This is a genomic window from Pseudaminobacter salicylatoxidans, from assembly GCF_003148475.1.
Classification (GTDB): Bacteria; Pseudomonadota; Alphaproteobacteria; order Rhizobiales; family Rhizobiaceae; genus Pseudaminobacter; species Pseudaminobacter salicylatoxidans.
On record NZ_QGGG01000004.1, the window covers coordinates 197,226 to 219,334 of the forward strand.

The following is a 22,109-nucleotide window of genomic DNA, read 5'->3' on the forward strand; positions in this document are numbered from 1 at the left end:
TGAGGAAACAAAATGATTGTCTTGGCCGGCAATAACGTGGTTGAACCTTAGCAAGGGCTTCCGGTGCATTGGCGATTGTCATCGTTATTCATCGGAATCCGAAGACAAACACTCGTCAGAAACGGGGGAATTGAAATGAAAATGGGAAAAATCAACTCGCGCTTTCGTCCGCTGCTTGCCGGCGCGGCCTTCTCGCTGCTGCTCGCTTCCGGGGGCATTGCGCCCGCTTTCGCCGCCACGCCGGCCGACACGCTGGTCCAGGCCTGGGCCATCGACGACACCATCACGCTCGACCCGGCAGAATCCTTCGAGCTGAGCCCCGCGGAATTCCTCGGCAACGGCTATGACATGCTGGTGCGTCTCGACATCGACGACACCACCAAGGTGAAGGGCGGCGTTGCCGAAAGCTGGACCATTTCCGATGATGGCCTCACCTATACGTTCAAGCTGAAGCCGGGCATCAAGTTCGCCTCCGGCAATCCGATCACCGCCGAGGACGTCGCCTGGTCGTTCGAGCGCGTGGTCAAGCTCGACAAGAGCCCGGCCTTCATTCTCACCCAGTTCGGGCTAACCGGCGACAACGTCACCGAAAAGGCCAAGGCCGCGGACGAGAACACCTTCGTCCTCACTGTCGACAAGGCCTATGCGCCGAGCTTCGTGCTCAATTGCCTCACCGCGACGGTGGGCGCCGTGCTCGACAAGAAGCTGGTCATGGAGCATGCCCAGGCCACGACGCCGAGCGACGACTACAAATACGACACCGACTTCGGCTATGCGTGGATGAAGACCAACTATGCCGGCTCGGGTCCGTTCAAGATCCGCGACTGGCGCGCCAACGAGATCGTCGTGCTGGAGCGCAACGACAACTATTATGGCGAAAAGCCGGCTCTTGCCCGCGTCATCTACCGCCACGTCAAGGAAAGCGCGACCCAGCGCCTGATGCTCGAAGCCGGTGACGTCGATGTCGCCCGCAATCTCGAACCAGGCGATCTCGAGGCCGTGGAGAAGAACGCCGACCTCACCACCACCAACGCACCGAAGGGCACCGTCTACTACATCAGCCTCAACCAGAAGAACGAGAACCTGGCCAAGCCGGAAGTCCGCGAGGCCTTCAAATATCTCGTCGATTATGACGCGATCGGCGCCACCCTCATCAAGGGCATTGGCGAAATCCACCAGACCTATCAGGTGAAAGGCGTTCTGGGCGCGCTCGACTCCAACCCTTACAAGTTCGACGTGGCCAAGGCCAAGGAACTGCTGGAGAAGGCCGGCCTGAAGGACGGCTTCTCCGTCACCTTCGACGTACGCAACGGCCAGCCGGTCACCGGCATCGCCGAGTCCTTCCAGCAGACCGCCGGCCAGGCGGGCGTGAAGATCGAGATCATCCCCGGCGACGGCAAGCAGACGCTGACCAAGTATCGCGCTCGCAACCACGATATGTATATCGGCCAGTGGGGCATGGATTACTGGGACCCGAACACCAACGCCGACGCCTTCACCTCAAATCCGGACAACAGCGACGATGCGGCGGTGAAGTCGCTGGCATGGCGCAATGCCTGGGACATTCCGGAGCTGACCAAGCAGGTGCAGGCCGCACTTCTGGAGCGCGACACCGACAAGCGCGCCGACATGTACAAGAAGCTGCAGCAGGAGGCTCTGGATACCAGCCCCTTCGTCATGCTCTTCCAGCAGATCGAAGTGGCCGGCGTGCGTGGCAACGTCAAGAATTACAAGCTCGGGCCGAGCTTCGATTCGAACTTCCTCGCCCCCGTCACCAAGGAATGATCCCGAAGGATCAGTCCCTTGAGCACCACTGAAACGCAGATGCCGGCAAGGCGCGCCAGTCGGCGCGCCTATGCCACCCTGAAATCGGTCGTCAGCTTCCTGGTGATCGTCGCCACCACCTATCTCGGCCTGCTCGCCGTCACCTTCTTCATCGGCCGCGTCGTGCCGATCGATCCGGTGCTGGCGATTGTCGGCGACCGTGCGCCGGCGCATGTCGTCGAGCGCGTGCGGCAGGAGATGGGCTTCAACCTGCCCTACTACCAGCAGTTCATCCTTTATGTGAAAGGCGTGCTGCAGGGCGATTTCGGCACGTCGGTGCTGACCACCAACCCGGTCATGACCGACATTCGCCGCGTCTTCCCCGCAACCATGGAACTGGCCACCGTCGGCACCGTCATCGGCGCCGCACTCGGTATTCCGCTCGGCGTTCTGGCGGCCGTCAAGCGCGGCAGCATAGCCGACCAGGTGGTGCGTATCGTCGGCCTCATCGGCTATTCGGTGCCGATCTTCTGGCTTGGCCTGCTTGCGCTGCTGGTCTTTTATGCGCGGCTCGGCTGGACGTCCGGTCCCGGCCGCATGGATGTGGTCTTCGAATACACTTTTACGCCCATCACCGGTTTCTACCTGATCGACGCGATCATCAATCGCGATTGGGCGGCATTCCGCGATGTGTTCTCGCACATCATCCTGCCGGGCTCCCTGCTCGGTTATTTCTCCATGGCCTATATCAGCCGCATGACGCGCTCCTTCATGCTGAACGAACTGCAACAGGAATATATCGTCGCCGCGCGCGCCAAGGGCCTGTCGGAAACCCGCATCATCTGGGGCCATGCGTTGCGCAACGCGGCCGTGCCGCTGGTGACGGTTATCGCGCTCTCCTATGCCGGCCTGCTTGAAGGCTCCGTGCTGACCGAAACCGTCTTCGCCTGGCCGGGGCTTGGCCTCTACATCACCAACTCGCTGCAGAACGCCGACATGAATGCGGTGCTGGGCGGCACCATCGTCATCGGATCCGTCTTCATCGCCATCAACCTGCTTTCCGACGTGCTCTACCGCATGCTCGATCCAAGGACGAGGACACGATGAGCGACGCCGCAATGACCCGTCGCGAATGGCTGCTGACCGACCGGCCGCAGTCTCGCATGCAGGCCCGGCTCGGCCGTGCCTATCTCACCTGGCGGCGCTTCACCGCCAACAAGCTTGCCGTCATCGGCATGCTCATCATCCTGGGGCTCATCTTCGTCGCCATCTTCGCGCCGCTGCTGGCGCCCGATTCGCCCTATATCGGCGATCTGGCCAAATCCCGCCTGCTGCCGCCGACCGCCGAGCACTGGCTCGGCACCGACGATCAGGGCCGGGACATTCTTTCGCGCCTGATCTACGGCTCGCGGCTCACCTTGCAGGTGGTGATCCTGGTTGCCGTCATCGCGGCCCCCATCGGCCTGCTCGTCGGCACGGTTGCCGGCTATGCCGGCGGCTGGGTCGACGCGGTCCTGATGCGCATCACCGACATCTTCCTCGCCTTCCCCAAGCTGGTGCTGGCGCTGGCTTTCGTCGCAGCCCTCGGGCCCGGCATCGGCAACGCCATCATCGCGATTGCCATCACCTCCTGGCCGCCCTATGCGCGCATAGCGCGCGCCGAGACGCTGACGGTGCGCAACTCCGACTACATCTCGGCCGTGCGACTGATGGGGGCCTCGCCCTGGCGCATCGTGCTGCGCCACATCATGCCGCTGTGCATTTCCTCTCTCATCGTGCGGGTCACGCTCGACATGGCAGGCATCATCCTCACCGCCGCCGGCCTCGGCTTCCTCGGCCTCGGCGCGCAGCCGCCGCTGCCCGAGTGGGGCGCCATGATCGCCTCCGGACGCCGCTTCATCCTCGACCAATGGTGGGTGGCCGCCATGCCCGGCTTCGCCATCCTCGTCGTCAGCCTCGGCTTCAACCTGCTGGGCGACGGCTTGCGCGATGCGCTCGATCCGCGGGGCAGCGGTCAATGAACGCGCTTCTCGAAGTCGAGGATCTGCGCGTCTCCTTCCCCACCCGCACCGGCGTGGTGGAGGCAGTGCGCGGCGTTTCCTTCACGCTCGGCCGCGAGCGGCTGGGCATCGTCGGCGAGTCCGGTTCGGGCAAGTCGCAAACCGGTCGTGCCATCATGGGCCTGACGCCCGAGCATGGCCGGATCACGGCAAGCAAGCTGGAGTTCAACGGCATAGACCTGCTCAAGGCCTCCACGGCCGAGCGGCGCGCGTTGCGCGGCAACCGCATCGCCATGATCCTGCAGGACCCGAAATATTCGCTCAACCCGGTCATGACCATCGGCCGCCAGATCGTCGAGACGCTGCGCGCGCACGAGCCGGTCGGCCGGGGGGAGGCGCGCAGGCGCGCGCTCGACATGCTGGCCGCCGTGCAAATCCGCGACCCGGAGCGCGTCTTCGACCTCTACCCGCACGAAGTGTCGGGCGGCATGGGCCAACGCGCCATGATCGCCATGATGTTGGTGGCCGGCCCCGAACTGCTGATCGCCGACGAACCGACATCGGCGCTCGACGTCACCGTGCAGCTCGACGTGCTGGGCATCCTCAACCGGCTGGTGGCCGAGCGCGGCATGGGGCTCATCTTCATCTCGCACGACCTGCGGCTGGTGTCGTCCTTCTGCGACCGCGTCATCGTCATGTATGCCGGCAAGATCGTGGAGGAGCTGCCGGCCTCGAATCTTGCGCAGGCCGAGCATCCTTATACGCGCGGCCTGCTCAACTGCATGCCCAAGATCGGCGCCGACCGGCATCCGCTGCCCGTGCTCGACCGCAAACCGGAGTGGGCGCTATGACCCCGGCTCTCGCCATCGACAGGCTTCGCGTCACTTTCGACGAGTTTGTCGCGCTGAAGGATGTCAGCCTGACGGTCGCGCCGGGCGAATCCTTCGGGCTGGTGGGCGAATCCGGCTCCGGCAAGTCCACGCTGCTGCGCGCAGTGGCCGGCCTCGCGCCCGTAACCGGCGGCTCCATCGAGGTGAATGGCAAGCGGCTCGGCGAAAAACGCGACAAGGAGTTCTACCGCCAGGTGCAGATGGTGTTCCAGGACCCTTACGGGTCGCTGCACCCGCGCCAGACGGTCGATCGCCTGCTGCTGGAGCCGCTGGCGATCCATGGCTTCGACGACACCGAAAAGCGCATCGCACGGGCGCTCGACGAAGTGGGGCTCGGCTCCAGCTTCCGCTTCCGCTATTCGCACCAGCTTTCCGGCGGCCAGCGCCAGCGCGTGGCCATCGCCCGCGCGCTGATCCTCGAACCGTCCATCCTTCTGCTCGACGAGCCGACCTCGGCGCTCGACGCCTCGGTGCAGGCGGAAGTGCTGAACCTGCTGGAGCAGGTGCGCGCGGCCCGCAAGCTCACCTTCATCATGGTCAGCCATGACCTCGCCGTCGTCACCCATATGTGCGACCGGCTGATGGTGATGCAGCATGGACAGGAGGTGGAGCTGCTTTCCTCCGCCGACCTCGCCACCCGCAATGTGGCGCAGGACTATACGCGCAGCCTTCTCACCGCCAGTGAGGGGTTCCGGCGCAGCGCCTGACTACGCTGTCCGCGACCTTTCACCTGTGGGTTTCGTCCTCGGGCTTGCGCAACCACCTTGCCGGGATGTTAAAGAAAAGCCTGCGTTCATGAGGCTCGCAACTGAGTCTCACGCAGTTCCGCACATGCCGTCGGCAGGCAATCGCAACAACGAAACTCGTCCGGTGCGTCGAGGAGGCGCAATGAAGGTAGGCATTGACATAGGTTCGGGCACCAACGGCACCTCTGCAATGCTCGACCTTGAGGAGTTGCTGGCAACCCGCCTTCTGGTGCAGGGCAATTCCGGTTCCGGCAAGTCGCATCTCCTGCGTCGCCTGCTGGAACAGAGCGCGCCCTGGGTGCAGCAATGCGTGATCGACCCCGAGGGCGATTTCGTCTCGCTCGCCGACAAATTCGGCCATGTCGTGGTCGATGCCGCGCGCACCGAGGCCGAACTGACCCGCATCGCCTCGCGCATTCGCCAGCATCGCGTTTCGGTCATCTTCAATCTGGAAGGGCTTGAAGTCGACCAGCAGATGCGCGCCGCCGCCGCCTTCCTCGGCGGCCTCTTCGATGCCGAGCGCGACCACTGGTATCCGGTGCTGGTGGTGGTGGACGAGGCCCAGCTTTTCGCGCCTTCCGCCGCGGGTGAGGTCGCCGACGACGCCCGGCGCCTGTCGCTTGCCGCCATGACCAACCTGATGTGCCGCGGCCGCAAGCGCGGCCTGGCCGGCGTCATCGCCACCCAGCGCCTCGCCAAGCTTGCCAAGAACGTCGCGGCGGAAGCGTCCAACTTCCTCATGGGCCGCACCTTCCTCGACATCGACATGGCGCGCGCCGCCGACCTGCTCGGCATGGAAAAGCGTCAAGCGGAAATGTTCCGCGACCTTGGGCGCGGCCACTTCGTCGCCCTCGGCCCGGCGGTCGCACGGCGCCCGCTGCAGGTCGTCATCGGCTCGGTCGAGACCGCGCCGCGCTCGTCCAGCCCCAGATTGATGCCGTTGCCGGAAACCGCGCCTGAGGACGTCGAAGACCTGATCTTCACGCCGGGGCCGGAAGAGCGGCGCCCGGTTATCAAGCGCCCCGCACCGCCGCCGCCAACGCCCACGGCAGACATTCTTGCCCAGCTTTCGCAGCCCAGGCCCGCGCCGGAAGCGCCCTCCGAGCCGGTATTCGAGATCATCGACGAGGCGGATCGTGACGCACGCATCGAGACGGTGCTGCGCGAAATACTGGAAGACGCCGATGCCGCCTTCCGCTCGGACGCCATTCTCTATCAGGATTTTCTCGTCCGCTGCCGCATCCGCCGCGTGCCGGGGGAACCGCTGGAATTGCCGGCCTTCCGCCGCAAGCTCGCGGTCGCGCGCTCCGGCGTCGACAACGCCACCGCGTCCAGCGACACCTGGCAGCAGGCGCTGGAGCTTTCCGCCAGCGTGCCGGAAGACGTGCAGGGCGTGTTCCTCGTCGTCGCACAGGCTGCCGTCACTGGCGCGCCCTGCCCTTCGGATGCCGCGCTGGCACGCTCCTACGGCACCCATTCGACGCGCCGCGCACGCCGCCTTCTCACCTATTTCGAGGAACTGGGCCTTGCGGTGGTGCGCACCGATTTTCGCGGCAATCGCGTGGTCGCGTTCCCCGATCTCAACTGCGAGACCGCACCCGGCGATCCCAACCTTCCCGACGACCTCGCCGACGAGCAATTCGCAGCCGAATAACGCTGGGAACAGAGGGCACTGCCCGGCAGATAGATCGCGATTTCAAGCAAAACGCAGCTTTTGCAGCCCAGCCCGGAACTTTTTCCAGCCTGGCGAGTTTTCTCAATGCGCCGGGCGACATCCCCCTCTACGCCCGCCGTGCCCTTACTCAACAGCCGCCTCGCCACGAGGCGGCTTTCTTTTTGCCCGGATGGCCCGATTGCGGGTAAGGCGACTATCCTGCCACCATTAGGCATTTGGTAATTTGTTTAAAGGTTTAGTGAATACGGCAACAGGCTTTTCAAGATGGGCGGGGAGGCGTGCGAAAGTTCGGAGTCCACGCAGATGCTCTTTGCCCGTATGGGAGTCGTCCTTCTGATTTCAGCGATTTTCGCCGCCATGCTCGCCGGCGTGGTCCATATGACAGGCAAGTTCGACCGCGACGGCTTGTGCCGCCTTTCCAGCCAGACCGCATGCCTGCGCCCCTGATAGGGGCGACGTCCTATGCGGGGCAAAAACCCTACTGGCAGACATATTTCACGCGACCGCCGGCCTGCGTAACGTTGCGGCAGGTTACCGGCGCGGGAGGATCGGCGGAAACGGGCGGCTGCGCGACCGGTTTCTGCACCGCTGTCCGGCGCGGACGCGGCTGCGCTTTTCGGACCGGTTGGGAACGCGCCGCAACGACCGGCTGCGGTGCGGGAGGCGGCGCGGGAAAAACTGCGTCGGCCGGAGCGGTTGAGGCGCGGCGCTTGAACCAGCCTGGTGTTTCGTAGACTGGCCGGTGAAATTCGATGGAACCGTCGGACGTGCGCGTACAACCGGTCGTTAGCGCTCCCAGGCAAGCCACAGCAAGTATCGTCAGGCCGGGCCGAACAGCATTCATTCTCGCATTCTCCATGCCGCGCCGGCAGCCATAATGGCTGCGGCGGCAACGGTACGGACATTGCCAGAACCCGGCGCGTTCGTCAGGTCCGACACCGGCCTGGAATGACAAATTTCGTCCCTGTTGTTTCACCGCCACGCTGCCGGAAACAGCAGACGCGGCAACACCCGCCCGTCAACGACGAAGGACCGGGCATCCGCGCTCCCGCGCGAAGGTCACAAGCACGCGCCGTCCTTCGGAGCGGCCGCTGACCTCGATGAAGCGGCGACCGACATCTTCGATGCGCACACGCCGCAATCCCAGGCGTTCCGCCTTGTCCAGCGCCTGTTCAGGCGAACATCCGCGACGTTCACCGCGATAGTCGCGCCGGTATTCGTCGCGGCAACGCGGATCGTAGCGATTGCTTTCGCGGCGGCAATCCGGGCCGATGATGACGCGTCCGCCCTGCTCATCGAGTTCGAACTGCATTTGGGCGCTGGCGATGTGAGGTGTCGTCGCGATACCGCCGAGACAGATCAGCGCCGACAAGGTTGAGCGACGAACGAACGAGAACATGGCCGTATCTCCAGTTTGACGCAAAAACGTGCGGATCGGACTTTGGTTCATCCCGCAACCGATCAACAATTGAAAAGATTGCGCCTACCCGCACCGCGCGGCCGCGCCATATTTGTGCGTGTCCGGCACGGCCGCCCTGCCGGCATTTTCTGGGGAATTGGCAATCATGGAACGGTTCGTCCGTTGTACCGCATTGGCTCCTGCTCTCGCTCTGGTGGCGACAACCTCAGCGCTGGCGGCTTCACCGGATATGTCCGGAGCCGCCGAAGCGATGTGGGAGCGGCGCATGGCGCGATTGATCCGAAACGCCGGGCACTGGTGCGATGAAGTCCGCGACATAACGCTCGACAAACGCCAGTCGACGCAGATCCGCAAGACTGTGCTCGTAACCTGCAGCGATGGCCGACATTTTGCGCAATATGAGCTGATCGTGGACCGGGACAATCAGCTGAAATCCATAAATCCCATCCCCCGCTGATTGCAGCGCAACGGGCGGGAACCGCACCGCATGGTGTTCGTTTCTGCGGTGGCATCGCTTGCGGGGCGGCGCGCATTTCGCTAATGCCACGGAACGCCGGCCATGAGCGTGCCGGCTGAAACCGGAGGCCTGAAATTGGGCAAAGAGCGCGCCGACGTCGCCATCATCATGGGCAGCCAGTCCGACTGGGAAACCATGCGCCACGCCGCCGAAGCGCTCCAGGCGCTCGGCATCTCCCACGACACGCGGATCGTTTCGGCGCACCGTACGCCCGAGCGGCTCTATGATTTTGCCCGCACCGCCAAGGCCGAGGGCTTCAAGGTCATCATTGCAGGCGCGGGCGGCGCGGCGCACCTTCCCGGCATGACCGCGGCGATGACGCCGTTGCCCGTCTTCGGCGTGCCGGTCGAATCAAGGGCCTTGTCCGGGCAGGATTCGCTTCTCTCCATCGTGCAGATGCCGGCCGGCATTCCCGTCGGCACGCTGGCGATCGGCAGATCCGGGGCCGTCAATGCGGCGCTTCTCGCCGCCGCCGTGCTGGCGCTGGGCGACGAAGCACTCGCCGCGCGGCTCGATGCCTGGCGCGCCGAACAGACGGCCAAGGTCGCAGACCGCCCCGTGGAGGCATCATGACCACGCCGCTCGCCCCCGGCTCCACCATCGGCATCATCGGCGGCGGCCAGCTCGGCCGGATGCTGGCCATGGCGGCGGCGCGGCTCGGCTATCGCACCGTCGTGCTGGAGCCGCAGGTCGACTGCCCGGCCGCGCAGGTTGCCAACCATCAGATCGTGGCGACCTATGACGACCATTTCGCACTGCGCGAACTGGCCCGCCTCAGCGATGTCGTCACCTATGAATTCGAGAACGTCCCGGTCGTCTCGGCCGAAGTCCTCGTCGAATCGGTTTCAGTGCTGCCGCCGGCGCGCGCGCTCGACATTTCGCAGGACAGGCTGACCGAGAAGACCTTCCTCAACGGCATCGGCATCCCGACCGCCGACTTCCGCGCCGTGGACGATGCGCAAACCCTTCACGCCGCGCTGCGCGATTTCGATGGCGTCGGCGTGCTGAAGACCCGGCGCATGGGCTATGACGGCAAGGGACAACGGGTTCTGCGCAACCTGCCGGAGAGCGAAACCGGCACCACGTTCTCCGCGATGGGCGGGGTGCCGCTGATCCTGGAGGCTTTCGTCGGCTTCCAGCGCGAAATATCGGTGATCGCAGCCCGCGATCGCAACGGCACGGTGCATGCCTACGATCCACCCGAAAACGTGCATCGCAACGGCATTCTCCACACGTCCACAGTGCCGGCATCCATCGGTGAGGAAACTGCGCAGAACGCCAAGGCCGCCGCCCGCGCGATTCTCGAGGCGCTCGGCTATGTCGGTGTCATCGGCGTGGAATTCTTCGTGCTGCACGATGGCTCGCTGGTGGCCAACGAGTTCGCGCCGCGCGTCCACAATTCCGGCCACTGGACGGAAGCCGCCTGCATCGTCTCCCAGTTCGAGCAGCATGTGCGCGCCGTTGCCGGCCTGCCGCTCGGCGCCACCGCGCGGCATTGCGACTGCGTGATGGAAAACCTGATCGGCGACGATATCGGACGAGCCGCCGCACTCGCCGGCGAGCCGGACGTGGTGCTGCACCTCTATGGCAAGGCCGAAGCCCGGCCCGGCCGCAAGATGGGGCATTTCACCCGGCTGAAACGCTGACCCGGCGCGATTGCCGCCCGTGTCACTTCGGCGGCACCGGGCAGCTGGGGTCGCCTTCCTCGCATTTGAGATAACCCTTGAGCTGCTCCAGCCGGTCATGGGTCAGCGCGTTGCGGCAATTCAGCACCAGCATCGGATAGATGCTGCCCTCGAGGCTGTTGCCAGTCGCAAAATCACACTCAGCATCGCGAAACGTTATCCAGGCCTGTTGCGCGGTCACCAGGCGCTTTCGCGTGTCCTTGTCATCCTTCAGACGACCCATGATCTCCTTATAGGTAGCGTTCAGCGCCGCGTCGGTCTTCTTGTAGGCCTTGTCGGCGCATTGGTTGAGACTTGCCTGATCGGAAGCTTCCGAGCATCCCGGCTGTATCTGCGCGACGGCCGCACTTGTCATAAGCAGGGGAACGGTAAAAAGCAGGCTGCGAAGAACAAAGGACATGGCTGAAACTCCCTATCGATCACGACTAAGAATATTTGTATCGCGGACAACGCAATTCCGCCGCGCCGGCACATGACAAATATCGAGCGGAGGTTGACATCGGCAAGGACTCTCGTCTAAGTGCCAGCCACAAGTTCGGGCGCGTCTGCGGGCGTGCCTTTTTGATCGCCCGCAGGGCCGCATTCGACAGGCAAGACAATGAAGATCAAGAATTCGCTCAAGGCCCTCAAGGCCCGCCATCGTGACTGCCAGCTGGTCCGCCGCAAGGGCCGCGTCTACCTCATCAACAAGACCGCCCCGCGCTTCAAGGCGCGCCAGGGCTGACCCCCTGCGCCGGAACCCTTCCGGCGTCGGTGCTTCGCGCTTCTCACGCGATTTTCAGTTTGACGTTCCCATGCCGTGGATTAGCTTCTTCGGCATGAGGAGCGTTTTTGCTGTTTGCATAACATTGTCCCTGGCTGCCGGCGCGGCGCCGGCCGTCGCGCAGTCCGGGCCATCCCGGCAGGAAACGCCGTTTGCGCCATTGCCTTCGGATGATCCGCAGGCCCCAGACGCTGCGCAAGAGCAGGCGGCCCCGAAAGCTCCCATTACCATCGACACGCTGTTTGTCGACCTCAAGCGCGAGCGCAACGAGAAAGCCGCCGAGCGCATCGCCGCGCGCATTCAGGACCGCTGGAACAGGTCCGGAAGCGCCTCCATAGACCTGATGATGCAATGGGCGCAGAAGGCGATGGAGGAGCAGAAATTCGATGTCGCGCTCGACTTCCTCGATCAGGTCGTCACCCTCGCGCCCGACTATGCGGAAGGCTGGAACCGCCGCGCCACCGTGCATTTCATGATGCGCGGCTACGGCAAGTCGATGGCCGATATCGAACATACGCTGAGGCTGGAGCCTCGTCATTTCGGCGCGCTGGCCGGCATGGCGCAGATCATGGAAATGCGCGGCCGCAAGGAACTGGCGCTGGAAGCCTGGCAGAAGGTTCTCGACATCTATCCGATGATGCGCAGCGCGCAGGACCGGGTCAGCGCCCTGTCGGAAGAACTGGCCGGCGAATCCATCTGAACCGCCGGCCTGTCTGCGCGGAACGCTCACGGAGAGCACCCGCCTTGTTCACGCATGACCTTTCCGAAATCCGGTGGCCGCGTTTAGGGATGATGCTTTACGCGCCCCCGTGTCCTTCCGCGCCGACATAGGCGATGCGCAGCATGTTGGTTGCGCCCGGCGTTCCCAGCGGCACGCCCGCCGTGACGATCACGCGGTCGCCGGGACGGCCGAAGCCCTCCTCATAGGCAATGCGGCAGGCGCGATCGACCATGTCGTCGAGATCGGAGGCATCCTCCGTCACCACGCAATGCGTGCCCCATACGACGGAAAGGCGGCGCGCCGTCTGCACGACCGGCGACAGCGCGATGATGGGCACCCGCGGGCGCTCGCGCGCGGCGCGCAGCCCGGTCGTGCCCGACGATGTGTAGGTGACGATCGCCGACAGCTTCAACGTTTCGGCGATCTGCCGCGAAGCCAGCGAGATGGCATCGGCGCCGGTCGCTTCCGGTTCCGGGCGCTGGGCGTTGATGATGCTGGTATAGGTGGGGTCCTGCTCGACGCGCTGGGCGATGCGGTTCATCGTCGCCACCGCCTCGGCCGGATACTGGCCAGCTGCCGATTCGGCCGAGAGCATGACCGCATCCGCGCCCTCGAACACGGCTGTCGCCACGTCCGACACCTCGGCGCGGGTCGGCACCGGCGCGGAAATCATCGATTCCAGCATCTGGGTTGCAATCACCACCGGCTTGCCGGCGCGGCGCGCGGCGCCGGTGATCTGCTTCTGGATGCCGGGCACCGCCTCAAGCGGCATTTCCACGCCGAGATCGCCGCGCGCCACCATGATGGCGTCGGAAAGCTCGATGATCTCGGCCAGACGCGTCACCGCCTGCGGCTTCTCGATCTTCGACATCAGCAGCGCCCGGCCGCGTGCGATCTTGCGCGCTTCGGCCAGGTCCTCCGGCCGCTGGATGAAGGACAGGCCGATCCAGTCGACGCCCGCCGCCAGCGCGGCATCGAGGTCGGCGCGATCCTTCTCGGTCAACGCGCCCATCGGCAGTTCAGTGTCGGGCAGGCTGACGCCCTTGCGGTCGGAGATGCCGTTGCCAGCCACGACCGTGCAGACGATCGACTTGCCGTCGCACGTCACCGCCGTCAGTTCCAGCTTGCCGTCGTCGATGAGCAGCCGGTGGCCGGGCTTCACCGAGGACAGGATTTCGGGATGGGGCAGATAGACCCGCGTGGCGTCGCCCTCTGCGGGGTTGTCGTCCAGCGTGAAGGTCTGGCCGATCGTAAGCGCCACCTTGCCGTTGGCGAATTTGCCGACGCGCAGCTTCGGTCCCTGCATGTCCGCCAGAATGCCGATGGGGCGCCCGACGCTCTCTTCCACCGCGCGGATGCGGCCGACGAGTTCGCGCATCAGCGCATGGTCGGCATGGCTCATATTGATGCGGAAGACGTCCGCCCCGGACTCGAACAGCTTCCGGATCATCTCCTGGGAGGAGGAGGCCGGACCAAGCGTTGCCAGAATCTTTACCTTACGACTGCGTCTCATGGAGAACCCGTTCCCGTGACGGCTGCTGCGCCGTCGGTTGCGGGCTCGTCGGTCAGCTGGACCATCCAGCTTGCCTGCTCACCCGTGTCATATTCCTTGAACCCCGCGCGCTGGAAGCCTCGGGCGACACAATCGTTCACCCCGGCGATCTTGAACTCCTTGTCCGCGACGCACATGTTGATTGGACCGTCCCAGCGCCCGCCGCGCTCGGAATCCTCAGCATAGAGGTAATAAAACCGCGATGACAAAGGCCCTTCGATCAGGGTCTTGCAGGTCGAGGCCTCGATATGCCACCAGCCCTCCGTGACCCAGCCCGCCTTCGCGCGATAGCCGATGCCAACCCCCACCAGGCTCTGGGTCGCGTTGCAAACCCGGAAGTCTGCGCGCGCCTCCCCGGTGGCGGCCAGGAAAACGGGAAGCGCAAGGAATGTCAGCAGCGCGGACCACACAGAACGCATGCGCAGCGCCCCCGCGAAACCCATCCTTGCCTCTCCTTTGCTTCGTTTCGGCATTCTTGTTGTCCCTTTTCGGCAAAGTGCGGACGCATGTCAACGCGCCAGCGGATGCAAATCCAATCGATTTAGATTGAGCCATGCGGGGTGAAACGCAGCCTCGAAGCCGTTTCTGTCACAACATTGACCAAACAACGGCATTGCACCCAGCATAACTTCATGGAATGACGTTTCTATCCCCTTCAACACCCGCACACGGAACTTTGCAGAACCTATGACACGATCCGCAGTTTTTGCCCCCTTCGAAATCATCGAGGGCGACCGCAAGCGAGGCATCGTGCTTGTGGGAGACCACGCCAGACGCGAGTTGCCGGAAGAATATGACGGCCTCGGCCTGCCCGAAAGCGAATTTCAGCGCCACATCGCCTATGACATCGGCGTGGAGCATGTCACCCGCCGCCTGGCGGCCCTTCTGGACGCGCCGGCGGTGATGGCCAATTTCTCCCGCCTGCTGATCGACCCCAACCGGGGCGAGGACGACCCGACGCTGATTCGCCAGCTCTATGACGGCACCGTCGTGCCGGGAAACTATCCGATCACGCAAGAAGAGCGCCAGAAGCGGCTGGAGGCTTTTTACCGGCCCTATCACGACGCCGTCGCAGCCATGGTCGCCTCCGTGGCGCAAGAAAGCGGCAAGGCACCCTTCCTGCTTTCGGTGCACTCCTTCACGCCGGTCATGCAGGGGCGCAAGCGCCCGTGGCATGTCGGCATCCTGTGGGACCGCGACGACCGCGCGGTGCGCCCGCTGATCGAGGCGCTCGCGCAGGACAAGACGTTGATCGTCGGCGACAACGAGCCCTATGACGGGGCGCTGCGCGGCGACACCATGTTCCGCCACGCCATCGTCAACGGCTACGCCCATGCACTGATCGAGATCCGGCAGGACCAGATCGCCGAGGAGGCCACCGCCGACGAATGGGCGAACTACCTTGCCCCCATCGTTGACGCCATCAATGCGCGCCCCGATATACACGAGGTCAGGCAATTCGGCTCGCGCACCGGGCCGCTGTGAAGGAGATCGCAATGGTTGAGTTGAGCAATGAACAGCAGCGTGAATTCGAGGCTGCCGCCTTCCGCCGTCTGGTCGAGCATTTGCGCAACCGCACCGACGTGCAGAACATCGACCTGATGAACCTCGCCGGCTTCTGCCGCAACTGCCTGTCCAACTGGTATCGCGAAGCCGCCGAGGACACCGGAGTTGCGCTGAGCAAGGACGAGTCACGCGAGATCGTCTACGGCATGCCTTATGCCGAGTGGCAGGCAAAGTACCAGACGGAGGCTTCGGGCGCGCAGAAGGCGCAGTTCGAGGTAAGCCGCCCAAAGGACCACTGAACAGCGCGGACGTCTTCGCGCCATTCCCCGACAGATGCGCAAACATGGCAGGACAGGCCCCGGCAAGCCCGCAAAGAGGCTTTTCGGGACAACTGTGTTGCCTTTGCGCCCTTGACCCTCCGGATCGGGTAAGGCATCGAACGGGCACACATCCGCCGCGCCGAGTCGCGGCTTTTTCATCCGGAGCATAGAGAATGGCCGACGAGATCACCGAAACCAGCCAGACTGTTGCCGCGGGCCAGCTGCGCGCCTTCATCGAGCGCATCGAGCGTCTTGAGGAAGAGAAGCAGACCATAGCCGACGACATCAAGGACGTCTTTGCCGAGGCAAAGGGCACCGGCTTCGACACCAAGGCGCTGCGCACCATCATCCGCCTGCGCAAGAAGGATCAGGCCGAACGCCAGGAAGAGGAAGCGATCCTCGACCTCTACAAGGCCGCTCTCGGGATGGAGTGAATTGCCCGCCAGCGACGACTTGTCCGGGAATCAAGGCTGCGGTCGCCATGCCGCAGCCTTTTCTTTTTGGCCTCGCAAGAAAGCGTGGCTCAGCCCAGCAGCACTTCGCGCAGCACGACAGCGTCGTTATGCGCCTCGTCATGGGCCGAATAAACCAACGTCAGAGCACCCTTTGCCGCGAGCGCACGCAGCCGCTCGATGTCGTCCGCGTGGCTGGCGAGTTCGTCGCGATAGCGGCGGCGGAACTCCTCCCACTTGGCGGGATCGTGGCCGAACCATTTGCGCAGCTCGGTGCTGGGCGCAACATCCTTCATCCAGTCGTCCAGCCTGGCATCCGCCTTGCTGACGCCCCGCGGCCAGAGGCGATCGACGAGAATGCGCGTACCGTCCCCGGCCGAAGGCGGTTCATAGGCCCGTTTGAGCCGTACCCTGTCTGCGGCGATCGTTGCATCCATGGCCCCTGCTCCTTTCGACATGCGGCGTGGCGCCGGAAAACCTGTCTCCATGGCAGATGGAGCATTTCAACAGCCCGGCAAGTCAGGCAAACTGACCACTGGAACCGCGACCATCCTCACGCATGATCCTTACGCCGCCAAACGGCTCACGCCGGACGAAAATTCAGCGCCACGCCGTTGATGCAATAACGCAGGCCGGTCGGCGGCGGACCGTCCTCGAAGACATGGCCCAGATGGCTGCCGCAGCGCGCGCAATGCACCTCCGTGCGCACCATGCCGTAGCTGCGGTCGACGGTGGTTTCCACCGAGCCCTCGACGGGGTCGTTGAAGCTCGGCCAGCCGGTGCCGCTTTCGAACTTCAGGGTGGATTCGAACAGCGGCTGGTCGCAACCGGCGCACGCGAAGGTGCCGGCGCGCTTTTCATGCAGCAGCGCGCAGCTTCCCGGCCGCTCGGTGCCATGCCCGCGCATGACCGCATATTGCTCCGGCGTCAGAAGCGCGCGCCATTCCGCATCGGTGCGGGTCACCGGATAGCGATGTTCGTCCATCTCGTGTCTCCATGAAGGTCTTGCTGGCTTTACGCCCAATATAGTGTTGCCGTCCGCCGGCTGAAAGCCGGCGCAGGCTGCGCATCAGTGCTTCCGCGACAGTTCCTTCGTCGCCTGTTCGAGCCCCGTCAGCGTCATCGGATACATGCGGTTCACGAAAATCTCGCGGATCATGCCGATGGAATGCGTGTAGCTCCAGTGCTTTTCGCGCATCGGGTTGAGCCACACCGCGTTCGGCCACTGCTGGAGCACGCGCTGCAGCCACACCGCGCCGGGCTCGGGGTTCCAGTGCTCGACCGAGCCTCCCGCATAGGTGATCTCATAGGGGCTCATCGAGGCGTCGCCGACGAAGATTACCTTGTAGTCGTGGCCGTATTTGTGCAGCACGTCGAGCGTAGGAATGACTTCGGAATGGCGGCGGCGATTGTCCTTCCACACGCCTTCATAGAGGCAGTTGTGGAAGTAGAAATATTCCAGTTGCCGGAACTCGGCGCGCGCTGCCGAAAACAATTCCTCCACGCTCCTGATGTGATCGTCCATCGAGCCGCCGACATCGAAGAACATCAAAAGCTTCACCGCATTGCGCCTTTCGGGACGCGTGCGCACGTCTAGATAGCCGTGCTCGGCCGTAGCGTGGATGGTGCCGGGCAGGTCGAATTCCTCCTCCGCGCCCTCCCGCACCCAGCGCCTGAGCCGCTTGAGCGCCACCTTGATGTTGCGTGTGCCGATCTCGACCGCATCGTCGAAATTCCTGAACTCGCGCTTGTCCCACACCTTCACCGCGCGGCGATGGCGGCTTTCATGCTGGCCGATCCGCACGCCTTCGGGATTGTAGCCATAGGCGCCGAAGGGGGACGTGCCCGCCGTGCCGATCCATTTCGAGCCGCCCTGATGGCGTCCCTTCTGTTCCTCCAGGCGCTGTTTCAGCGTCTCCATCAGCTTCTCGAAACCGCCCAGCGCCTCAACGAGCTTCTTTTCGTCCTCGCTCAGGTGCTTTTCGGCAAGCCTGCGCAGCCATTCCTCTGGGATGTTGGCGACATCGACCGTCCCCTCGCCCGCCACCGCCTCCACGCCCTTGAAGACGTGCGAGAACACCTGGTCGAAACGGTCGATATGGCGCTCGTCCTTCACCAGCGCTGCGCGCGCCAGATAGTAGAACCCCTCGACATCATAGGTCACGAGGCCGGCCTGCATGCCTTCCAGCAAAGCGAGATATTCCCGTAGCGAAACCGGAACCTTGGCCGCCTTGAGTTCGAGGAAGAAGGGTATGAACATGCGCCGCACTTTGCGCTGCAACAGGCTGGCAGGCAAGCCCGGCCGACCTGTCCGGTTTCTACCACACATGGTAAAAATCGGGATTCAGTCTTTCTTGGTAATTTCCCGTTAGCAATTCACCTGAGTGGATCCCGACGGCTCCGATTCTGCCGTCACAATTGTTTGCGTGCGGGTGCTTATGCGTTTCTCAGGCGTGCCAGCCATCCTTTTTGCCTGCCTCGCGGTCGCGGGCTGTACGTCGAGTTCCGGCATCGACGATATTCTCGCCCAGAAGCCGTCGCTCGAAACGACGAGTTCGGTGGCGCGGCCGGCAAGTCCCGTGCCGACCGCCGACGTGGTGATCGAGGCGCAGGCGGAAGAAGTTCTGGCCTGGGCGGGCCCCGTACCTACGCCGGAAGCGCTCGTGCCCCAGACCCGCGTGACGGGCATGCCCGTTCCCGCCGAAAAGCCCGTGGCGATGCTGACGCCGCCGAAGCCGACCGTGCGTACGCGCTCGCCGGTGCGCGCGCAGATCTACAGCCGCCAGTTCCGCGACGCCAAGCCGATCAATTTCGGCAAGGCCTCGCCCAAGAGGCTTGCCGTGCATGGCGTGGACGTCTCGCGCTGGCAAGGCGAGATCGACTGGGCGAAACTGCGCACGCAAGGTGCCAACTTCGCCTACATCAAGGCGACCGATGGCGGCGATCACCTGGATCCGATGTTCAAAAAGAACTGGCGCGCGGCGCATGAAGCAGGGCTGAAGCGCGGGGCTTACCACTTCTTCTACTGGTGCCGGGTCGCCAGCGAGCAGGCGGACTGGTTCATCCGCAATGTGCCGCGCGTGCCCGGCGCGCTGCCGCCGGTCATCGACGTCGAATACAATGGCGAATCGAGCTGCAAGCGACGCCTGTCGCCGCAAAAGATTCGTGAAAAGATGCAGGTCTTCATGGACAGGCTGGAGCGGCATTACGGCCAGCGTCCGATCATCTACACCGCACCGGATTTCTATCGCGACAACCTGCAGGGCGCGTTCCTGGACTACCCGTTCTGGCTGCGCTCGGTTGCCGCGCATCCTTCAAAAGTCTATCCCGGCCGCAAGTGGATATTCTGGCAATATTCGGGCTCGGGCCTTTCGCAGGGTGTCAACGGCAAGATCGACCTCAACGTCTTCCACGGCAGCGAAGACCAGTGGCACGACTGGGCCGACGCGCGTTCGAGCTGAAACGTCACGGGGCGGTTTTGGACCGCCCCGCGGATTTCCGCTCCCGGCAGACCAAAACCCTTACAGCAGATCGTATTCGATGAAGCCCGTGCGCCGCGCGACGTGATCATAGAGCTTGCGCGCTGTGGCATTGGTCTCGTGCGTCATCCAGTAGACATTGGTCACGCCGATCTTGCCGGCCTCCTGCCGCACCGCCTCGATCAGCCCCGCGCCGACGCCCTTGCCGCGCGCTTCGGGCACGGTGAACAGGTCCTGCAAATAGCAGTTGTTGACGATCGCCCAGCAGGAGCGGTGGTAGAGATAATGCACCAGCCCCACCGCCTTGCCGTCGAGAAAGGCCATGAACCCCTTCGGCTCGAATTCGCCCTGCGCGAAAAGCCGTTCCCATGTGGTGTTGTAGACCTCCTCGGGGACTGTCGTCTTGTAGAATTCGAGATAGGCCGTCCACAACCGGCGCCAGTCGTCATGGTCGCTCTGCAGGAAGGGGCGGATGGTGATTTCGCTCATTGGCAATCGCTTTCTGTCATTGCGTGATCGACGGCACTCTGCCCAGCCTACGCGATACCGGCAAAGGGCCAGATTCCAAAATGTTCTGGCCGCGCGCCATGACAAGTCCCTTGGGGGGTGTCGTTCCGTGGTTGACAAATCAATAGCTCGTCAGTTATTGATTAAAACCAATCACCGGAGAGTTATGAATGTGACACCCGCTGCCCACGACCTGCTCTTCGCGACACTCGCCGATCCGACGAGGCGCGGCCTCTTCGAACGTCTGTGTGTTGAAGGCGAGCAGACAGTTCATGCGCTGACCGCGCAGGCAGGCGTCTCACAACCTGCCGTCTCAAAACATCTCGGCGTTCTGAAAAAGGCCGGGCTGGTGATCGACCGCCGAGAAGGCCGGGAGACCCATTATCGCGCGCGCCCCGATGCCCTCGCCCCGCTGAACGACTGGACTGGCAGGATGACCGACTTCTGGCAAAGCCGGTTCGACGAGCTTGAAGATCTACTCAAGAGGATGGACCAATGACCGACACGTCGACCAAGACCCGATCCGTCACATTGGAAAGGGAGCTCCCATATGCACCGGAAAAAATCTGGCGCGCGCTGACGCAGCCGCAGCTTATCGAAGAGTGGCTGATGAAGAACGACTTTCAGCCACAGGTCGGCCACCGCTTTGAGTTGCGCGCGGATTGGGGCTCGGTTTCCTGCAAGGTCCTCGAAATCGAGCCGTACCGGACCCTGGTCTACAGCTGGGACGCCAACGGCCTCGAAAGCATTGTGACCTGGACGCTCGCCCCTTCGGCTGCGGGCACGAGCTTGCGCATGGAACAGTCCGGTTTCCAGCTCGATCAGGAGCAGTTCTATCAGGGTGCAAAGGCAGGCTGGCCGCGCTTCCTCGCGTCGCTGGAACAGGCTCTGGCACGGATGGATTGATGGTGCCGGTCATCCTGCCTTCAAAGAGGTATGCCCGGACAAGGCCTGATAAGCGTCTTCTCTTATCGCCTGGCCATGAATGCCAACCGCTCGAACAGATGCACGTCCTGCTCGTTCTTGAGCAGCGCGCCATGCAGCTTGGGCAGCGCGTTCCTGGGGTCGGCGCGCAGATCGGCCGGGTCCACGTCATCGGCCACCAGCAGCCTGATCCAGTCCAGCGCCTCCGAGGTGGAAGGCTTCTTCTTCAACCCCGGAACCTCGCGCACTTCATAGAACTGAGCCAGCGCCGCACGCACAAGGCTCTGCTTGATGCCCGGATAGTGAACCTCCACGATCTTCGCCAGCGTCTCGGCATCGGGGAAGCGGATATAGTGGAAGAAGCAACGTCGCAGGAAGGCGTCGGGCAGTTCCTTCTCGTTGTTGGAGGTGATGATGACGATTGGCCGTTGCCTGGCGCGGATCGTCTCGCCGGTCTCGTAGACGAAGAATTCCATCTTATCGAGTTCCTGCAAGAGGTCGTTGGGGAACTCGATATCGGCCTTGTCGATCTCGTCGATCAGCAGGACCACCTTGCGGTCGGCGGCGAAGGCCTCCCACAGCTTGCCCTTGCGGATATAGTTCTTGATGTCGTTGAAGCGGTCGTCGCCGAGCTGGCTGTCGCGCAGGCGCGACACCGCGTCATATTCGTAAAGTCCCTGTTGCGCCTTGGTGGTGGACTTGATGTGCCATTCGATGAGGTCGAGCCCCAAAGCCGCTGCCACCTGTTTGGCAAGCTCGGTCTTGCCGGTGCCCGGCTCGCCCTTCACCAGCAGCGGCCGCTCCAGCGCGATCGCCGCATTGACCGCCACCATCAGATCATTTTCGGCGACATAGGCCGACGTGCCTTCAAAACGCATTCCAAACTCCGCTTTCATGCCGGCCGCGACGATAGGTGCCTCGTTCCCTCGCGGCAAGGCGCTTCGGCCCATTTGAGCGGCGCGCCTTGCCCGATCGAGATTGCCGCGCCGCAATATAGAATGGCCGCATAGCCATACAAAGGACTTCAGCGGCAGCAACTGGAAATTTGCCATCTTTGGCCGATAGTAGCGGCGCGCACACTGGCTCAGCCTCGGTCGCAAAGGAGCTGCGAAAGGCAGGGGACCCCCAATGAAAGCATCCGCGCCGCACAGATGTGAGCAAGCGATCTGCTGACAACACTTTGTCAGG

The 22,109-nt window shown here is 63.6% G+C and carries 27 protein-coding genes; 18 read left to right on the forward strand and 9 right to left on the reverse strand.

The features are described 5' to 3' along the window. Positions 1 to 135 precede the first annotated feature (135 nt). The 7 genes from C7441_RS07580 (at position 136) to C7441_RS24005 (ending at position 7,522) form a co-directional block, all read left to right on the forward strand. Positions 136 to 1,785: an ABC transporter substrate-binding protein gene (locus C7441_RS07580; protein WP_170125039.1), complete on the forward strand. Its 1,650-nt coding sequence runs from the start codon at positions 136 to 138 to the stop codon at positions 1,783 to 1,785. Positions 1,786 to 1,824: 39 nt separating this feature from the next. After that, complete coding sequence (locus tag C7441_RS07585; protein WP_109612448.1) at positions 1,825 to 2,871, forward strand: ABC transporter permease; 1,047 nt, start codon at positions 1,825 to 1,827, stop codon at positions 2,869 to 2,871. Then, positions 2,868 to 3,785 carry a nickel transporter permease gene (nikC, locus tag C7441_RS07590; protein ID WP_109612344.1) on the forward strand — a complete coding sequence of 306 codons (918 nt, stop codon included), beginning with the start codon at positions 2,868 to 2,870 and terminating at the stop codon, positions 3,783 to 3,785. Before C7441_RS07585 ends, nikC begins: the two co-directional genes overlap by 4 nt. Next, positions 3,782 to 4,615, forward strand: a complete 834-nt coding sequence (locus C7441_RS07595; RefSeq protein ID WP_109612345.1) for an ABC transporter ATP-binding protein — start codon at positions 3,782 to 3,784, stop codon at positions 4,613 to 4,615. Before nikC ends, C7441_RS07595 begins: the two co-directional genes overlap by 4 nt. Then, positions 4,612 to 5,361 (forward strand): ABC transporter ATP-binding protein, encoded by a 750-nt coding sequence (locus tag C7441_RS07600; protein ID WP_109612449.1) that lies wholly within the window; start codon positions 4,612 to 4,614, stop codon positions 5,359 to 5,361. Before C7441_RS07595 ends, C7441_RS07600 begins: the two co-directional genes overlap by 4 nt. 181 nt (positions 5,362 to 5,542) lie before the next feature. Then, positions 5,543 to 7,054 carry a helicase HerA domain-containing protein gene (locus tag C7441_RS07605; RefSeq protein WP_109612450.1) on the forward strand — a complete coding sequence of 504 codons (1,512 nt, stop codon included), beginning with the start codon at positions 5,543 to 5,545 and terminating at the stop codon, positions 7,052 to 7,054. Between the two features lie 324 nt (positions 7,055 to 7,378). Continuing rightward, positions 7,379 to 7,522, forward strand: coding sequence for a hypothetical protein (locus tag C7441_RS24005; RefSeq protein ID WP_157173701.1), 144 nt, complete (start codon positions 7,379 to 7,381; stop codon positions 7,520 to 7,522). A gap of 571 nt (positions 7,523 to 8,093) precedes the next feature. On the opposite strand, the gene C7441_RS07615 is transcribed toward C7441_RS24005, so the two are convergent. Beyond that, positions 8,094 to 8,474, reverse strand: a complete 381-nt coding sequence (locus C7441_RS07615; RefSeq protein WP_109612346.1) for a hypothetical protein — start codon at positions 8,472 to 8,474, stop codon at positions 8,094 to 8,096. Between the two features lie 166 nt (positions 8,475 to 8,640). On the opposite strand from C7441_RS07615, the gene C7441_RS07620 reads away from it, so the two are divergent. From C7441_RS07620 to C7441_RS07630, 3 genes are all read left to right on the forward strand, one after another. Beyond that, positions 8,641 to 8,952 carry a hypothetical protein gene (locus C7441_RS07620; protein WP_244916082.1) on the forward strand — a complete coding sequence of 104 codons (312 nt, stop codon included), beginning with the start codon at positions 8,641 to 8,643 and terminating at the stop codon, positions 8,950 to 8,952. A gap of 102 nt (positions 8,953 to 9,054) precedes the next feature. After that, the gene (gene purE / locus C7441_RS07625) at positions 9,055 to 9,585 is read left to right on the forward strand and encodes a 5-(carboxyamino)imidazole ribonucleotide mutase (RefSeq protein WP_210205613.1); all 531 of its coding nucleotides are present in this window, start codon (positions 9,055 to 9,057) and stop codon (positions 9,583 to 9,585) included. Continuing rightward, positions 9,582 to 10,658, forward strand: a complete 1,077-nt coding sequence (locus C7441_RS07630; protein ID WP_109612348.1) for a 5-(carboxyamino)imidazole ribonucleotide synthase — start codon at positions 9,582 to 9,584, stop codon at positions 10,656 to 10,658. Before purE ends, C7441_RS07630 begins: the two co-directional genes overlap by 4 nt. A gap of 22 nt (positions 10,659 to 10,680) precedes the next feature. Here the strand turns inward: C7441_RS07630 and C7441_RS07635 are convergent, their stop codons facing one another. Continuing rightward, positions 10,681 to 11,097, reverse strand: a complete 417-nt coding sequence (locus C7441_RS07635; RefSeq protein WP_109612349.1) for a lysozyme inhibitor LprI family protein — start codon at positions 11,095 to 11,097, stop codon at positions 10,681 to 10,683. Positions 11,098 to 11,295: 198 nt separating this feature from the next. Here C7441_RS07635 and ykgO point away from each other — a divergent pair, with 198 nt between their 5' ends. Together ykgO and C7441_RS07645 are read left to right on the forward strand one after the other, a co-directional pair. Next, positions 11,296 to 11,421, forward strand: a complete 126-nt coding sequence (gene ykgO, locus C7441_RS07640; protein WP_019172358.1) for a type B 50S ribosomal protein L36 — start codon at positions 11,296 to 11,298, stop codon at positions 11,419 to 11,421. Positions 11,422 to 11,515: 94 nt separating this feature from the next. Then, complete coding sequence (locus C7441_RS07645) at positions 11,516 to 12,160, forward strand: tetratricopeptide repeat protein (RefSeq protein ID WP_026060433.1); 645 nt, start codon at positions 11,516 to 11,518, stop codon at positions 12,158 to 12,160. Between the two features lie 97 nt (positions 12,161 to 12,257). On the opposite strand, the gene pyk is transcribed toward C7441_RS07645, so the two are convergent. Continuing rightward, entirely contained in the window at positions 12,258 to 13,694 is a 1,437-nt protein-coding gene (gene pyk / locus C7441_RS07650) for a pyruvate kinase (protein WP_109612350.1), read from the reverse strand. Continuing rightward, positions 13,691 to 14,176, reverse strand: coding sequence for a DUF1036 domain-containing protein (locus C7441_RS07655; RefSeq protein ID WP_019172361.1), 486 nt, complete (start codon positions 14,174 to 14,176; stop codon positions 13,691 to 13,693). Before C7441_RS07655 ends, pyk begins: the two co-directional genes overlap by 4 nt. A 244-nt stretch (positions 14,177 to 14,420) precedes the next feature. On the opposite strand from C7441_RS07655, the gene C7441_RS07660 reads away from it, so the two are divergent. The 3 genes from C7441_RS07660 (at position 14,421) to C7441_RS07670 (ending at position 15,993) form a co-directional block, all read left to right on the forward strand. Further along, a complete protein-coding gene (locus C7441_RS07660) occupies positions 14,421 to 15,218 on the forward strand; it encodes an N-formylglutamate amidohydrolase (RefSeq protein ID WP_019172362.1) in 798 nt (265 codons plus the stop codon). An 11-nt stretch (positions 15,219 to 15,229) separates the two neighbouring features. Then, on the forward strand, positions 15,230 to 15,538 hold the full coding sequence (locus tag C7441_RS07665) for a DUF1244 domain-containing protein (RefSeq protein ID WP_026060435.1): 309 nt from the start codon (positions 15,230 to 15,232) through the stop codon (positions 15,536 to 15,538). A 194-nt stretch (positions 15,539 to 15,732) separates the two neighbouring features. Continuing rightward, positions 15,733 to 15,993 carry a DUF2312 domain-containing protein gene (locus tag C7441_RS07670; protein WP_019172364.1) on the forward strand — a complete coding sequence of 87 codons (261 nt, stop codon included), beginning with the start codon at positions 15,733 to 15,735 and terminating at the stop codon, positions 15,991 to 15,993. Positions 15,994 to 16,082: 89 nt separating this feature from the next. On the opposite strand, the gene C7441_RS07675 is transcribed toward C7441_RS07670, so the two are convergent. The 3 genes from C7441_RS07675 to C7441_RS07685 all read right to left on the reverse strand — a co-directional run bounded on the left by C7441_RS07675 (position 16,083) and on the right by C7441_RS07685 (position 18,271). Continuing rightward, positions 16,083 to 16,448, reverse strand: a complete 366-nt coding sequence (locus C7441_RS07675) for a DUF488 domain-containing protein (protein ID WP_109612452.1) — start codon at positions 16,446 to 16,448, stop codon at positions 16,083 to 16,085. 146 nt (positions 16,449 to 16,594) lie between these two features. Then, on the reverse strand, positions 16,595 to 16,996 hold the full coding sequence (gene msrB, locus C7441_RS07680) for a peptide-methionine (R)-S-oxide reductase MsrB (protein ID WP_019172366.1): 402 nt from the start codon (positions 16,994 to 16,996) through the stop codon (positions 16,595 to 16,597). 84 nt (positions 16,997 to 17,080) lie between these two features. Continuing rightward, positions 17,081 to 18,271: a vWA domain-containing protein gene (locus tag C7441_RS07685; RefSeq protein WP_109612351.1), complete on the reverse strand. Its 1,191-nt coding sequence runs from the start codon at positions 18,269 to 18,271 to the stop codon at positions 17,081 to 17,083. 178 nt (positions 18,272 to 18,449) lie between these two features. Between C7441_RS07685 and C7441_RS07690 the strand changes: the two genes are divergently transcribed. Further along, positions 18,450 to 19,472, forward strand: a complete 1,023-nt coding sequence (locus C7441_RS07690; protein WP_109612352.1) for a glycoside hydrolase family 25 protein — start codon at positions 18,450 to 18,452, stop codon at positions 19,470 to 19,472. 60 nt (positions 19,473 to 19,532) lie between these two features. Here the strand turns inward: C7441_RS07690 and C7441_RS07695 are convergent, their stop codons facing one another. Further along, positions 19,533 to 19,979, reverse strand: coding sequence for a GNAT family N-acetyltransferase (locus tag C7441_RS07695; protein WP_109612353.1), 447 nt, complete (start codon positions 19,977 to 19,979; stop codon positions 19,533 to 19,535). 184 nt (positions 19,980 to 20,163) lie between these two features. On the opposite strand from C7441_RS07695, the gene C7441_RS07700 reads away from it, so the two are divergent. Beyond that, positions 20,164 to 20,496, forward strand: a complete 333-nt coding sequence (locus tag C7441_RS07700; RefSeq protein ID WP_019172369.1) for an ArsR/SmtB family transcription factor — start codon at positions 20,164 to 20,166, stop codon at positions 20,494 to 20,496. Beyond that, complete coding sequence (locus C7441_RS07705) at positions 20,493 to 20,903, forward strand: SRPBCC family protein (RefSeq protein WP_109612354.1); 411 nt, start codon at positions 20,493 to 20,495, stop codon at positions 20,901 to 20,903. The genes C7441_RS07700 and C7441_RS07705 overlap by 4 nt, the downstream gene beginning before the upstream one ends. A gap of 62 nt (positions 20,904 to 20,965) precedes the next feature. Here C7441_RS07705 and C7441_RS07710 read toward each other — a convergent pair whose 3' ends face one another. Next, positions 20,966 to 21,799, reverse strand: a complete 834-nt coding sequence (locus tag C7441_RS07710; RefSeq protein ID WP_109612453.1) for an AAA family ATPase — start codon at positions 21,797 to 21,799, stop codon at positions 20,966 to 20,968. Between the last annotated feature and the right edge of the window lie 310 nt (positions 21,800 to 22,109).